Origin of the sequence: Paraburkholderia sp. JHI869 (genome assembly GCF_038900775.1) — a bacterium.
GTDB lineage: Bacteria > Pseudomonadota > Gammaproteobacteria > Burkholderiales > Burkholderiaceae > Paraburkholderia.
In genome coordinates, this window is record NZ_JAYMSC010000039.1 from 60,177 (window position 1) to 73,070 (window position 12,894).

15 protein-coding genes are annotated in these 12,894 nt (G+C 58.9%); 7 read left to right on the forward strand and 8 right to left on the reverse strand.

Translation table 11 applies throughout. From position 1 onward, the window contains the following. Positions 1–262 precede the first annotated feature (262 nt). Complete coding sequence (locus tag VSR72_RS38270; protein ID WP_342957406.1) at positions 263–487, reverse strand: hypothetical protein; 225 nt, start codon at positions 485–487, stop codon at positions 263–265. Positions 488–840: 353 nt separating this feature from the next. Further along, positions 841–1,404 (reverse strand): hypothetical protein, encoded by a 564-nt coding sequence (locus VSR72_RS38275; protein WP_342957407.1) that lies wholly within the window; start codon positions 1,402–1,404, stop codon positions 841–843. Positions 1,405–1,776: 372 nt separating this feature from the next. Between VSR72_RS38275 and VSR72_RS38280 the strand changes: the two genes are divergently transcribed. From VSR72_RS38280 to VSR72_RS38290, 3 genes are all read left to right on the forward strand, one after another. Next, on the forward strand, positions 1,777–2,313 hold the full coding sequence (locus tag VSR72_RS38280; protein WP_342957408.1) for a PAAR domain-containing protein: 537 nt from the start codon (positions 1,777–1,779) through the stop codon (positions 2,311–2,313). An 83-nt stretch (positions 2,314–2,396) separates the two neighbouring features. Beyond that, entirely contained in the window at positions 2,397–3,023 is a 627-nt protein-coding gene (locus VSR72_RS38285) for a VRR-NUC domain-containing protein (RefSeq protein ID WP_342957409.1), read from the forward strand. Between the two features lie 19 nt (positions 3,024–3,042). Continuing rightward, the gene (locus VSR72_RS38290) at positions 3,043–4,131 is read left to right on the forward strand and encodes a type VI immunity family protein (protein ID WP_342957410.1); all 1,089 of its coding nucleotides are present in this window, start codon (positions 3,043–3,045) and stop codon (positions 4,129–4,131) included. 254 nt (positions 4,132–4,385) lie between these two features. Here the strand turns inward: VSR72_RS38290 and VSR72_RS38295 are convergent, their stop codons facing one another. The 4 genes from VSR72_RS38295 to VSR72_RS38310 all read right to left on the reverse strand — a co-directional run bounded on the left by VSR72_RS38295 (position 4,386) and on the right by VSR72_RS38310 (position 7,778). Continuing rightward, positions 4,386–4,649 carry a hypothetical protein gene (locus VSR72_RS38295; RefSeq protein WP_342957411.1) on the reverse strand — a complete coding sequence of 88 codons (264 nt, stop codon included), beginning with the start codon at positions 4,647–4,649 and terminating at the stop codon, positions 4,386–4,388. Between the two features lie 16 nt (positions 4,650–4,665). Beyond that, entirely contained in the window at positions 4,666–5,046 is a 381-nt protein-coding gene (locus tag VSR72_RS38300; protein ID WP_342957412.1) for a hypothetical protein, read from the reverse strand. A 189-nt stretch (positions 5,047–5,235) separates the two neighbouring features. Continuing rightward, on the reverse strand, positions 5,236–5,982 hold the full coding sequence (locus VSR72_RS38305; RefSeq protein WP_342957413.1) for a hypothetical protein: 747 nt from the start codon (positions 5,980–5,982) through the stop codon (positions 5,236–5,238). 299 nt (positions 5,983–6,281) lie between these two features. Continuing rightward, positions 6,282–7,778: a PLP-dependent aminotransferase family protein gene (locus VSR72_RS38310; protein ID WP_342957414.1), complete on the reverse strand. Its 1,497-nt coding sequence runs from the start codon at positions 7,776–7,778 to the stop codon at positions 6,282–6,284. Positions 7,779–7,965: 187 nt separating this feature from the next. Here VSR72_RS38310 and VSR72_RS38315 point away from each other — a divergent pair, with 187 nt between their 5' ends. The 3 genes from VSR72_RS38315 to VSR72_RS38325 all read left to right on the forward strand — a co-directional run bounded on the left by VSR72_RS38315 (position 7,966) and on the right by VSR72_RS38325 (position 10,526). Next, on the forward strand, positions 7,966–8,718 hold the full coding sequence (locus tag VSR72_RS38315; protein ID WP_342957415.1) for an SDR family oxidoreductase: 753 nt from the start codon (positions 7,966–7,968) through the stop codon (positions 8,716–8,718). Between the two features lie 52 nt (positions 8,719–8,770). Next, positions 8,771–9,481, forward strand: coding sequence for an SDR family NAD(P)-dependent oxidoreductase (locus VSR72_RS38320; RefSeq protein ID WP_342957416.1), 711 nt, complete (start codon positions 8,771–8,773; stop codon positions 9,479–9,481). Positions 9,482–9,833: 352 nt separating this feature from the next. Next, positions 9,834–10,526, forward strand: coding sequence for an alpha/beta family hydrolase (locus VSR72_RS38325; RefSeq protein WP_342957417.1), 693 nt, complete (start codon positions 9,834–9,836; stop codon positions 10,524–10,526). A gap of 358 nt (positions 10,527–10,884) precedes the next feature. On the opposite strand, the gene VSR72_RS38330 is transcribed toward VSR72_RS38325, so the two are convergent. Then, a complete protein-coding gene (locus VSR72_RS38330; RefSeq protein WP_342957418.1) occupies positions 10,885–11,388 on the reverse strand; it encodes a hypothetical protein in 504 nt (167 codons plus the stop codon). A gap of 186 nt (positions 11,389–11,574) precedes the next feature. Continuing rightward, the gene (locus tag VSR72_RS38335) at positions 11,575–11,871 is read right to left on the reverse strand and encodes a hypothetical protein (RefSeq protein WP_342957419.1); all 297 of its coding nucleotides are present in this window, start codon (positions 11,869–11,871) and stop codon (positions 11,575–11,577) included. Between the two features lie 252 nt (positions 11,872–12,123). Here VSR72_RS38335 and VSR72_RS38340 point away from each other — a divergent pair, with 252 nt between their 5' ends. Next, positions 12,124–12,366 carry a hypothetical protein gene (locus tag VSR72_RS38340; RefSeq protein WP_342957420.1) on the forward strand — a complete coding sequence of 81 codons (243 nt, stop codon included), beginning with the start codon at positions 12,124–12,126 and terminating at the stop codon, positions 12,364–12,366. Positions 12,367–12,894: the final 528 nt, after the last annotated feature.

Here is a 12,894-nt window from a genome sequence, read left to right on the forward strand (position 1 = left end):
AGCGATATCAGACTGTCAGATTCGTCAAAGTATGTCCGCAAATTGAATTCGGCCATGACCGTTGATAGGTCGACATTTTTGGCCGCAAGCGCAGCCCGTCGGACAACAATTCCGAAATCTCGGGATACTTTCATCGATATGGGGCTAGAGCGAATGAGTAGCCACGATTGTCAGCGATCTATGTACCGAGGTCGAGTGTCCGCACCTGGCCGACCTGTGCCCGACGCTTTTATCGGGCGAGTCTTTCTCGATCTCGAAGGACTTACGGTGAAGTAGAGAACTCGAAACCAACCTTTCCCTCGAAAATCTTCCTCAGTGCTGACTCTATTTCCTGCTCGCGCCCTTCGATCGACACGAGTTTGATTTCGTATTGCTGCTTCCCGTCCAATTTTTCAGCCACCGGTACGGGTAGTTCGACGTATATTGTGTTCCCATTGAACCTGACGCAAACATCTGCAACCTTAGTGTTCAGTTGGTCGCTGACCATGACCTCGATCTCGTTCTCATTTGGAAATCGCGATAGCGAGAAACAATACCCGGTCGTTACATCTCGACAATAAACGTATGCCATTTGATAGTGCTCGTCGAAGGGCGAGGCAGAAATGCTGGCTAGTAGTTGCATGACAACAAATACGGTTAGTAATGACAGACTGCCCGATTGTCGACGATTCACATCGTGATGTCGACCGTCCGCTTGTGGCCGACCAGAGCCCGACGACCGAGCGCGCGGATGGTCTCCGGTGTGCGTTCGATGCAAAAGGCATAACCCGACCCGATGGGGACGTACGAGTTTCTCGGCAGCGGACATTCGAAACCCGGTGTGACATGCGTAGTTTCAGCTCAGATATCAGTTCGATCGGGTATCTGAATATCGAAATTCGGGTCCGCGTTGACGTTCAGCGTGAGACGTCCCCCACCTCGTAAGAATTCGAAGGCTTCCGACCCAATCCAATATGCGCCTATCTTTTGTTTGAAGGCACTTTTGAATGCGGACATGAAGAGCCGCATGAGACGCTGCGCCTCTTTGCTGTCCGACCATGTTTCAACCAATCCGTTGACGAGCACCTGTCCTTCCCAAAGCCCACCTGCGTTGAACTCGACGCAATCTGGGCAATTTCCCACCTCGAAGAAAGTCTCCGGATTTCCACCGATGAGCCTCGTCACAGGAACAATCGGGGCAGTCGATGGCGCAACGATATACCGCTCACACGATCCGGTTTGTTTGGCGGTTGCAATTCCAAGATGTGGGAATCTCGAGACGCTTGGATAAGTGGGTGCTGTCGGACCATACGCAGGATGGAGTCTGTGATGGGCAAGTATGTACTGCAGTGGAGTCTTCTCCTCTACCGTATTTGCGACCGTCAAGATATCGATCTTCGTCGCGAAGAAATAGATGCGTTTCATGAATCTCGTACCCTTCGGAAGTCGATGCGAGTCCGGAGCTTGCTATTGCGTGATCGCGAAGAAATCGCCGCGCAATCGGCCGCCGCATCGCAGACACGAGATTGTCGACGATTTTGGTCATGGCGTCGAACGTCCGAAGCTGGCCGCACAGAGTCCTACAGCCTAGTCGCTGAGGAGGCTTGGAGCGCGCACGTTATGCGAGAGGCATAAGCCGACCCATGGCGGCCATTCAGGTTTCTACTAAGCGGTCGTTCCCTGTAAAGGAAACGCGTTGCTTCGTCCACTTAGCAAATGATCGCGCACTTGCGCAGTGGCGGCGCCATCATCCATCGTGCTACATTCATCCGACAAATTCCGTGAGAATTATGCAATATGGGTTTTGCGTTTATTCGGGAGGGCGACACCACCTCCCATGGAGGCCGCGTTCTCGCGTGCTCGCCCGCGAACACGGTCGACGGAAAAGCGCTTGCGTTGCTCGGGGACAAGGTGTCGTGCCCGAAATGCGGTGGGGTGTACCCGATCGTGTCGGTCAAGCAACTGGGCATGACCTTCGGCGAGCGCCCGGTTGCTTCCGAGGGTGACAAGACGGCATGCGGAGCCACACTCATCGCCACCCAATCCACAGCGACGGCGTCCCCGACGGCGGGTCTCGGCGGGTCCGTTGGAGGTGGGAAGAGCGTTGCTTCGCAAGTGAACGATAATCCGCAGGATGGTCCGCACCGTGGTCGCTTTCAGGTGCTGGACGACACCACGGGCCAGCCCATCCCGAACCACTCCTACACGGTTACCTCCTCAACGGGCCAAACGGTTCACGGTACGACGGATGCGAATGGCTACACTTTGTGGCTGGAAAGTCATGAGACTTCGTCCCTGACGTTCGACCACCCTGGTTCGATAGTTGACGCATGACGGACTACGCAAAGGGGTCCTCGTCCGGCTCAATGGGTCCCGGTCAGGGGCAAACAAACACGGTGCGCTTGCGCCCGAACTCAATGGATCCGCAAGACCGTCGGGCTATCTGTTCAGCGATCTGCAAGTGCAACGCGATGCCAACAATCGGCGCCCAGGGTCAAACGCTGAAGCAGCAGTGCGTAAGTGGCCGGCTGAAAGCGATGGATGCACTGACCGACCATCAAAGCCCGTATAAGGCGGAGGTCAACTACGATATGAGCAAGGATCCACCAGCGCCGATCATGGACAGCAGTATCGGCACGAAGACCCATGATTATCTGCCGGGCTGGATCCAGAAGTATTGGCCCGGCGGGCTGGGCGGATACACTTCCGGTGTGGGCAACATTCGCCGTCCGGACGTGGTGGTCGTCAACGACCCGTTGTTGCCGCCAACTCAGGACAACCTGAAGAACGTGGTGGAAATCAAGTTCCCGCCGGACACCATTGATCTCAAGCAGCAGGCTGCGTACGAGGAAATCGCTGGCGAACCGGACAAGGTGGTCACAATGGGGCCGTCAGACTGCGGGTGCTCCGATGGAGACGAGCAGTCAGAAAGCTCCACGTCATCCTCCACCGCGTCCCAGTTCGGGAAACTGTTCAGCCAGGGGTTGAACAGTTACCTGCACGGGGGACTTCCCCCGCCACCTGTGCCGCTCCCCGCCCCATGATCAACGAACGAACTTAACGATGAGCAACGAGCTTGAGCAATGGGCGAAGGACCCAACAAAGGCTGGAACACTGCCTTACGCGGCCTTTGAACCGAAGCATCCACATGAGGGCGTCGGCGCCGCGCTGGTGGTGCGGGCCGCCCTGTATTTCACGGGCGGCTTTACCACGGACAAACGCGAAGCGTTGGCGTGGGTACTGGACGCTTATACAAAATTGGCAAAGGTGGCGGGGGGCTACGACAAAAATCCGCTCCGATGGCTGTGGTTCAACGGCAAGCCGGCCCGCCCGATCGCGAAGGCGCCCACCTTGTCCTCACTTGCGAAAAGCGTCGGCGACAACGAGGGGTTCGACGCGATTTACGTGGGCGGCGAAACTGCACGCGAGGCGTCGTTCTACGAGTTCAAGACGTTCTGCCTTGAGCGTTTCCAGGCAGAACTGGGCACGCGCGGTCTTGACGTGCTGGAGTTCAGTCTGCCGCTCCCCTTCGTACGCTCGAACCCGGAGCCCTTCGTGAAACTGTTCCAGGACAGTGCAGCGGCACTGGACGCTGTTCACGGGCACGCTGGTCTGGCGGTGAATCTATCGCCGACAGGTCGTAACGAAAACGAGAGCAGCGAGTATTTCATGGCGCAGCAACTCGGTCCTGGTCTCGATGTGGGAGACCCAATCGCAATGAAAGTTCGTAAGCTCACCGATCGCATAAAAACCGTCGATTGGCTCATGCTAATCAACGGTGAAATGGTGGATCGCGTGGGTCAGATTCCGACACTGCAATCTGAGCTTCCGAAAGCCTGGTTCAGCCTGGAGCCGTGTGCTCAAGGTTTGTTAATCCGTGCCGGCGTCGCCCCGCAGGCAGGTGTTCCGCAAGGCGAGGGGCAACCGATCGCACCGCCGCCCGCGTACATTGTGCTCAACGCAGCGCTGCGCGAGATCCTCACGAACAGCGTGAGCAGCCTGCAACGCGGCACGGTCAGTGGCGACGCGCCGGTGTACAACACGACACCGAGCAGCGATGCTTGGCTACGCCGCTTCGACGTCTCGCCGGACGACCTGCTGCAAGCGAAAGCGGCGATCCTTGACACGCCTAATCTGCCCGGCGGAACTTAACAGGGGGAACCGTCAGTGCGACGCGATCCCCATCAACTAGATGACTATGTTTGATTGAATCTGATGTCGACGCTGGCGAACGTTCGAGCATTCAATGATTGTCAGCAATTCACGCCGCAAATCGAACGGCTGAAACTGGCCGCCTAGCGCCCGACGGAAGAGCGCGACGAACATTTCCGCGCCGCCGTACGATGCAAGAGGCATGACACGGACCCTAAGCGGTCCGTCGCCTCCGTTCAATGCGGCCATTCACCTCATTCGAAGGCACGCTGTATCCGATTGATGAGGACTGCAAGCTCCGGCATATCGCCCCACATGTCAAATTCCCGAGTCGCAATCAGCCCCATCGTAAGTGGCCCCTGTCTAGGCTCCGACGGCTCGCCGGAAATTTGAGCGCGGCACCACATCAGTTGACGGTGAATGCTCTGCAAGTTTGGCCACGTTGCTGTCAGCATGGGGCCTATGGCCGACAATGCTTCGTCGACCTTGAGTAGCAGTTCGGTGTCTCGTAGTTGCATGGGGCTGTCGTCTATCTCATTCTTCGTCTGGTGACGAGTGCCTCCGAGCAATCGTCCATTGATACCGCTCGACCAGCTTTTCGGCAGCAGAGAGTGCCTGCTCACGCCATGATTTTTCGGCAGCCTCAATGCGAACGTCCTCGCGCTCTAGCGCATCCGCCGCCCAGTGCGCCCGAACGTCGCCGACTGGAAGATCGTCGGTTTCCGACGCAATCGCACGAAACAATAGAAACTCCGGCTCGTTTTGAACCTTGGTCCAATATGCCAATGGAAGCATCAACCGAGCTGTTTCGATGACGCCAAGACGACCTTCAAGCAAGTCCAGCGCTCTGGCGCGAATCCTTCGACAGTGTTTGCGCCAGAGGTCTGCGTTCCTGACTCCAGGAGGAATCTTCATCTCTTAACGGATCACGTTTGTTGACGCCAAATCTCGGTTTTCCAGTCGAGCAGCAATTCGCCGACGCGCCAGGAATGCGCGTGGCTGTCGACAGACCAGTACGGCAATTGTCCCCGATCTAGGCAACGTGGTCGACCGGCCGTTCTTTGCCGCACTGCGTCTCACGACAGCGCACTTTCTCCGGAGCAGTCACCTGCTGAGGGGTTGTGTGCGACGCATTTCCAACGCTTCAAGATACGACCCAGGTACCGGTTGAATCTCGCCTTCGGGCCCGGTTACTTGAATCTGACGATCATCGAGGCGGACGTGCAGGCCTGGCGGCAAGGCAAGAAATTTGATCAGGTCCGGCCTATCGACGCCCAACTGATAAAGCGAGATTCTGAGGTGCCGTGACGGGTACTGCGCATGGGCTTCGTCACACGGATCTGTGAGCGACCAGCCAGAGTCTGCTTCGTGAGGAGGATGTCGAGTTAGAAGCAGGCGACCGGCGCTTTTGTAATCGGAATGTACCACCGCACTCTGCTGCAGCGATGGGAAGTCGGGATTCCGGATATGCGCGATGCTCTCAACCACATCCTTCTGATTGCGCAGGTGCTTCAACGTGCAGTCAACCGAATCGACAAACCTGATTGGGATCGCCTTCATATCGGGCTCTGCGACGCACAGAAGGTCGTCCGCTCCAGCCTCAAGCTTCGTGAGCATCCAGCCGATCTGCACGGTCTCCCCGGCATGGAATCGTTCGCCATCTGCGACTCGTCGCTCAAAAAAGCGTAATAGCCAACTAATGTCCTGTATGGGGACAGCAGGATCGGAGACCCGAATTTGTATTTCCGGATGATCATGCCGTTTGCAATCGACGGTCCTATGAATAGATCCGGTTGGCTGCTGCGTGGTCTGCGTCGGGCTGGCCGAACGAAATAGCGAGCGAAAATTCATAGTTCGTATTCACGGGTGACGAGCGATTGTCGACGATCTAGAGTGCGCTGTCGAACGACTGCTCATGGCCGGCTACTGTCCGTTGCGGTCGCCAAAGATTGTCGCCATTGCGCACAGCGGCTTCGAGTTGTCGGGGGCATTGAGCGGTTCGGTGCGGAGCAAATTTGCGGATACGAGAGTCACCGAGACGTCGTCGGTTTGTTGCACGCCCGATAACTATGCGCCAACCAGTCAGGCTTCTGCATAGGACTTCTCACGTTTGGGCGAATGCGCAACGAGTGGCCGCGACTGAACCCTTTCTAGCCGTCCAGACAGCCGCGTAGCGTCCGCGCGAGTCGGCCCGCTTCACCGGCGTCGGCGATGTTTGCGAAGCCCATCACAAGGCCGCGTGGCGTGCGACGTGTGCGTGCATTCGCGTACCAGATCGAAAGCGGCAGCACGGCCAGCCCCGCCTCGCGTGCGCGCGCGGCGACCGCCACGTCGTCGACCGGAACATCGGGGCCATCGACGAACTGCGCCGCGAACTGGATTCCCCCTGGCGGCAATTCGACGATCAGCTGCTCGCCGAACGCCTGCTCGAGTGCGCGCACGATCAACACGCGCCGCTGCGCGTATAGCGTTCGCATGCGCTTCAGATGCCGCGCAAAATGTCCCTGCTCGATGAAGTCGGCCAGCGCGGCCTGCAACAGGGTTGGCGATCCGGCGTTCATGCTGCGCGCCACGCGTCCGACGCGTTCGACGGCCCGCTCAGGCACCACCGTATACGCGAGCCGCAAGCCCGGAAACATCACCTTGCTGAACGTGCCGCAATAGATCACCTGGTCGTGGCGGTCGAGACTTTTCAAGGCCGGCAATGGCCGACCCAGATAGCGGAACTCGCTGTCGTAATCGTCTTCGACGATCCAGCTCGATGCCTGCTCCGCCCAGTCCAGCAGCGCCATGCGTCGTGCGAGCGACAGCGTGTACCCGAGCGGACTCTGATGTGACGGTGTGACGAGAGCGAAGCGTGCCTGCGCATCGAGCTGGGTGCCGCGCTCGACGTCGATCCCTTCGTCATCGACGGGCACCGCGACGAGCTGCACGCCGGTTTCGGCCAGAAAGCCGCGCGCGAGCAGGTAGCCCGGGTCTTCGTACCACACGCCGTCGTTGGGGCGGGCGAGACTGCGCAGCAGGAGCTCGAGCGTCGCACGGTAGCCGCTGGTCACGAACACCTGTTCCGGGAGGCAGGTTACGCCGCGCGATAGCCCGAGATACGTGGCGATGTGTTCGCGCAGCGGCCGATAGCCGGCAGGATCGGGGTACGCGAGCAACGCGCGCTCGCCGCTGCGCGCGCGATGCGAAACGAGGCGATTCCATAGCTTGACGGGAAACGCGTCGAGCGCGGGCAACCCGGGTTGCAAGGGCCGCGGCTCGCCGCTCATGGCGGTCGCAATGCCAAGCTGGCGCGGCGCAGCGCGAGCGCCGTGCGATTCACCCGGTGTTTCCGGCGTGGCCGATCCTTTCGCGCCTTGCGCAAGCGCCGGGCGGATCACCGACGCCGGTAGCGAAGGCGAGACGAACGTGCCTGCTGCACCGCGCATCTGAAGGTAGCCCTCGTCGACCAGGATTGTGTAGGCCAGCTCAACCGTGCCTCGCGCCGTGCTCAGTTGCGTTGCGAGGCTGCGCAGCGCAGGCACGCGATCGCCGGGGCGCAGGTGTCCGGCGGCGATCGCGGTTCTGAAACGTTCGCAGATCTGCTGATAGATCGGCAGGTGATGCTGCCGGTCGATATCGATGGTGAATGGGTTGCGAGGCATGGTCCTGGGTCTTGCCGACAAGTGGGGCGAGAACGACTTGTCCTGGTCGAAACGGCAATTCTTGGCACTTTCGGATAGCCCATGATCTTCCCACAATAGCCCCATGCGATGCGACGGCGGCGCGCCCCTCGGTGCGATGCCTGCCACGCTTTCACGTGTTCACTGCCCGTCATTTGGAGAATGTGTCATGAAGATCGTCGTAATCGGTGGTTCCGGCCTGATCGGCTCGCGTGTCGTCACGCTGCTTCGCGAGGCGGGCCATGAGGCACTTGCTGCGTCGCCGCGTAACGGTGTGAACGCGGTGACGGGGGAAGGGCTGAGCAACGCGCTGGCAGGCGCGGACGTTGTCGTGGACGTGGCGAATGCGCCTTCGTGGGAGCCGCAGGCCGTGCTCGACTTTTTCCGCACTTCGACGCGCAATCTCGGCAAGGCAGAAGTGGCCGCGGGAGTCCGCCATCACGTCGCGCTTTCGATTGTTGGCTGCGAGCGCACCCCGGAAAACGCGTATTTCGTCGCGAAGGTCGCGCAGGAAGAGGCGATTGAAGCGGCGGGTGTGCCCTACACGATCGTGCGCGCGACGCAGTTCATGGAGTTCATCGGCGCGATTGCTGATTACGGCACGGAAGACGGGACGGTGCGCATTGGCGACGGGCTGTTCCAGCCGATAGCTGCCGATGACGTTGCAGCGATTCTCGCGCAGGTCGCGCTTGCTGCGCCGCTGAACGGCACGACCGATATCGCGGGCCCGGACCGCGAACCGTTCGCCGAGATCGTCAAACGCTACTTGAAGTCGGTCGGCGACTCGCGTCCTGTGGTGGTGGATCGAGAGGCAACGTACTACGGCGGTCGCGTCGAGGAACAGTCGCTCGTGCCGATCGGCGACGCGCGGATTGGCCGCACCAGCCTCGACCAATGGCTGACGCAAGCCAAACAAGGGTGAGCCGTCGATTCAGCGGGCGCTGAACCCAAGCCATCAATTTCCGGGGTAAAACATGAGCACACCACAAAAAGTTGTTGTCGTGACCGGCGCCTCGCGGGGCATAGGCGCCGAAGTCGTCAAGGCGTTTCGCAAGCTCGACTATCGCGTTGTCGCGACCGCGCGTTCGATCAAGCCGTCGGACGACGCGAACATTCTGAGCGTGGCGGGTGATATTGGTGAGCGCGCAACCGCCCAGCGCGTCATTTCCGAGGGCGTGGCCCGTTTCGGACGGATCGACACGCTGGTGAACAACGCTGGCATCTATATCGGCAAGCCCTTTACCGAACACACTGCCGAGGACTATGCCGCGGTGATGAACGTGAATCTGGCGGGGTTCTATCACATCACCCAACTCGCCATTGCCGAAATGGAAAGGCATTCGAGCGGCCATGTGGTCAGCGTGACCGCCAGCGCCGTCGATGCTGCGCATCGGGGCGTGTATTCGGTGCTGGCGGCGTTGACGAAGGGCGGACAGAACGCTGCCACAAAATCACTGGCGATCGAGTACGCGAGGAAAGGGATTCGCGTGAATGCCGTCGCGCCGGGGATTATCAAGTCGCCGATGCATGCACCCGAGACTCATGCAGCGCTGGGTGCCTTTCATCCGTTGGGGCGCATGGGGGAGATGAGCGATATTGCCGACGCGATTCTCTTCCTGGATTCCGCACCGTTCATCACGGGAGAAATTCTGCACGTCGACGGCGGCCAAAGCGCCGGTCACTGAATGTGCAAGGGCATCGCAAGTCGGTGCCCTTTAATGTCCGATTGCGCGCCGAGCGTCCTTTGGGAATTGCGGCTAGTGGTTCCGCCCGGCAAAGGGCCGCTATACGCGCTTGAACAGACGCCCCAATGGCTGCGAACGCTTTGAAATGACGGGCCGCGATTGGCCGAATTGATCTTACCCACGTTCAGTGGACACCTGGAGAGGGGCATACTAGCTCTGCGAGGTGTCTCATGGAACGCAAGGAATACAAACGGTATAGCCGGGAATTCAAGCCGGAGGCCGCCACAAACGCTCCCGATGCCTCATTGATGCAGAATCGGCGCAAAGGCCACAACGACACGATTTGAATACGATGGACGACCCAGAATCGCTTTCCCTGGCACTGCCCGACGGCACTGAGGTCTCTGCGCTCCTCCAAGTGCCGGAGGACGCGCGAGCCCTGTATGTCTTCGCGCACGGTGCCGGGGCGGGCATGCAGCACGCCGGCATGTCGTCACTGGCCGACGCGCTTGCGGCGGCCGATGTCGCCACATTGCGCTACCAGTTTCCGTACATGGAGCGGGGCTCCAAGCGGGTGGACTCGCCGGCCGTGGCACATGCTGCCGTGCGGGCAGCCGTCGCAGAGGCCCGCCGGCGGCTGCCAGCCCTGCCGCTCTTCGCGGGCGGCAGGTCGTTCGGCGGCCGCATGACGTCCCAGGCCCAAGCCATCTCCCCGCTCGACGGCGTGCGTGGCCTCGCTTTCGTCGCGTTCCCGCTGCACCCGGCGGGCGCGCCCGGTGTGGAGCGGGCACGGCACCTGGCGGACGTCACGGTGCCGATTCTCTTCCTGCAGGGCACGCGCGACAAGCTGGCCGAGCTTCACCTGCTTAGGTCGGTCGTCGAGACGCTGGGGCCACGCGCCACGCTGCATGTGGTGGACGACGCAGATCATTCGTTCCATGTGCGCGCGTCCTCCGGCCGGACCGACGCGGAGGTCGTGCTCGAACTGGCACGGACAATGTCGACGTGGTTCTTCGCCAAAGGAGAGTTCGTGCCCGTTACCTGAGCAAGCCAGGAATGCAGGAATGCTTGTAGCAGAGTCGGGACGGCGAGCGGGCGAATCCGCCGTGCTGCACTCGCCCGCTCAATCCCTTCGCTATCCGCAGATGGTCTGTCGCATAGTCACGATAAGCGACGCCTGTCGCGTCAGCGACGTTTTCCCAGTGCAGATTGAGTAAATTTGTCAGATCCGCTTGCGGTGATCCGCTGATTTGGCCGGCGTCGATCCGTGAGTAACCGCTTAGGGATGCGGGCGTAATCAGACTGGCGGAGCGTCGAACTGGCCGGTCACTGCCCGACGTGGTCGCCCGAGAACGACCCGAAGCGGTCCCTCGCATTCCTCAAAACCGGTCATTGGAAAGGCGTCATGATGCTACGTCAGGATACCCGTTAATTTTTTCCGCCCGACCCGATTTCCAAAACAGAAAATATGCTCCACAAACAAAATAGAATAGCAGCCAATGGCCTGAGAATCCCCTCAGTTCGTTGGCCTTGAATGCCGTGAACTCCGATGCGGTTAAATGTCGAATCAGTTTGCCGTGATTCAAGAGAACGTATCTACCATCCTGCACCGCGGGATTCCCGCCTTCGGTATGCAGCATGAACAGGAGAAAATTGGCGATCGTGTAGATGACAAGCATAGTTCCCACCACGACAACCCAGCTCGGGAGCCCTTTCCTTAGGAGCGAAAGTGCGCGTTCGCGCCCCAACTCCTTCCGGGATAGAAACAAAAAAGGAATAAAGACCACAAAGATGCCAACATGGAGCACCCAGATGGCCGGAATGAGCGCAGCGAGGTCCACGCCAAAGAGCGCAGTTATGTGGACAACAAGCGAAATCACAAAGCCAATCAGGGCGACGGCGCCCAAGATATGTCGCGTTGGTTGATTCATTAGATATAGAGGCACATCGCCGGAGAATCTGACTTCGCCAAAGACGTCGAAACATCGACCTACTGGAGCAAATTGTCGACGATTTGCGTGCCAATGTCGAACGGCGCGTTCTGGCCGATGGCGCCTAACTTAGTGCCCCGATTTTGGAGAATATTCGTTGAATTAAGATGCAACCCATTCAGCATTATCCGTATCGTAGGAGTATCCGGCGATCGGCATCACGCTCAGTTGGTAAAGTTCATCTTTCTCGTCGGGCATGGCTTGCCATGCAATCGGCTCGATACCAAACCCTTGCTCAGCATCTTGCTTGGCCTCGTCCAAATTTGAATACCAGTGATCCCCTTCAACATCGCGAGTTGCAAAAGAGAAGTACCGAATGAGTAGGACCCCGTCGGTCAGCCCAAGGATCAGAACCGATTCTATGTTTGGCCACTCCCGTGAGTTGGCTTTGGCCCACAAGCGCATGGTTTCCTCGCATTCTTTTACCCGCACACATTGTCGACGATCCAGCCCGCCGCGTCGACCGGCTGCTCTTGGCCGCACAGAGTCCTACAGCCTAGTCGCTGCGGAGGCTTGGAGCGCGCACGTTATGCGAGAGGCATAAGCCGACCCTGAGCGGACGTTAACCCCTCCCACAAGACCGGCCACTCGTCATGTTAGGCTAAGGCGCTTACATGACGAATCTGTAATAGACACCGACGACTGGAGCAAATGACTGACAGCGCATCCAAATTGGCACGATTTGCTGAGGTGTTCTTCGGCGGTCTAGCGAAAGGAGTGATGGTATTTGTTGGCATAGCCATACTGATCGTGGCCGTGCTCTCAGGAGGGGGAGCGGATATCATTGGTGGTACCTTGCCAACCACGCGAAAAGAATGGGGCTATTTTCTGTTCATCATTCTGATATCCATCACAGGCTTCATCACCTTCCTTTGGCTGCGACGTTCCTTGTAGTTCTGACATGGCAACGGCAAACCTTCCCACGTATTGGACGAGGCTATGAGTGGCCGTTCTTGGCCGGCCAGAGCCCGATGACCGAGCGCGACAATTGCGTCAGGCGCTCGTCTCATGCAAAAGGTATAGCCCGACCCGAAGCGGACCGACAGGTTTCCCTAAAGCGGTCGTTCAAAATCGGGCATCATTCAGTTTCTTTGAAACCAGCAAAAGCCGCGGTCCACAACCTCAGCCGGGCTAAATAAGAATCAATGAATCTTATCGCAAGGATTTTCGGGGCGCGCTCACCTTTGACGGTGCCGGCACAGATTGTCTATTTATTGCCGGGTGAATCGATGTCGCTTCGCGCCGCGCTTGAGACTATTGCCTGCAGCATCGACCGAGAATTCGTTGCGCTATGTTGTCATGGCCAGATACAGATGTCGTCCTGCCAGCCATTTACAGATGTCGCATCTTTCTCTGTTTCTGTGTTCACTCATTGTTGAAGGTCAGCGGTTGAAGCAGCAGGGCGCCTGCGTTCAGCGGACC

What these genes read in the sequence shown, in the direction of transcription:
- VSR72_RS38270 (WP_342957406.1), bottom strand. Translation starts at nt 487, where the DNA reads ATGGTCAGCGACCAACTGAACACTAAGGTTGCAGATGTTTGCGTCAGG.
- VSR72_RS38275 (WP_342957407.1), bottom strand. Translation starts at nt 1,404, where the DNA reads ATGAAACGCATCTATTTCTTCGCGACGAAGATCGATATCTTGACGGTC.
- VSR72_RS38280 (WP_342957408.1), top strand. Translation starts at nt 1,777, where the DNA reads ATGGGTTTTGCGTTTATTCGGGAGGGCGACACCACCTCCCATGGAGGC.
- VSR72_RS38285 (WP_342957409.1), top strand. Translation starts at nt 2,397, where the DNA reads ATGGATCCGCAAGACCGTCGGGCTATCTGTTCAGCGATCTGCAAGTGC.
- VSR72_RS38290 (WP_342957410.1), top strand. Translation starts at nt 3,043, where the DNA reads ATGAGCAACGAGCTTGAGCAATGGGCGAAGGACCCAACAAAGGCTGGA.
- VSR72_RS38295 (WP_342957411.1), bottom strand. Translation starts at nt 4,649, where the DNA reads ATGCAACTACGAGACACCGAACTGCTACTCAAGGTCGACGAAGCATTG.
- VSR72_RS38300 (WP_342957412.1), bottom strand. Translation starts at nt 5,046, where the DNA reads ATGAAGATTCCTCCTGGAGTCAGGAACGCAGACCTCTGGCGCAAACAC.
- VSR72_RS38305 (WP_342957413.1), bottom strand. Translation starts at nt 5,982, where the DNA reads ATGAATTTTCGCTCGCTATTTCGTTCGGCCAGCCCGACGCAGACCACG.
- VSR72_RS38310 (WP_342957414.1), bottom strand. Translation starts at nt 7,778, where the DNA reads ATGCCTCGCAACCCATTCACCATCGATATCGACCGGCAGCATCACCTG.
- VSR72_RS38315 (WP_342957415.1), top strand. Translation starts at nt 7,966, where the DNA reads ATGAAGATCGTCGTAATCGGTGGTTCCGGCCTGATCGGCTCGCGTGTC.
- VSR72_RS38320 (WP_342957416.1), top strand. Translation starts at nt 8,771, where the DNA reads ATGAGCACACCACAAAAAGTTGTTGTCGTGACCGGCGCCTCGCGGGGC.
- VSR72_RS38325 (WP_342957417.1), top strand. Translation starts at nt 9,834, where the DNA reads ATGGACGACCCAGAATCGCTTTCCCTGGCACTGCCCGACGGCACTGAG.
- VSR72_RS38340 (WP_342957420.1), top strand. Translation starts at nt 12,124, where the DNA reads ATGACTGACAGCGCATCCAAATTGGCACGATTTGCTGAGGTGTTCTTC.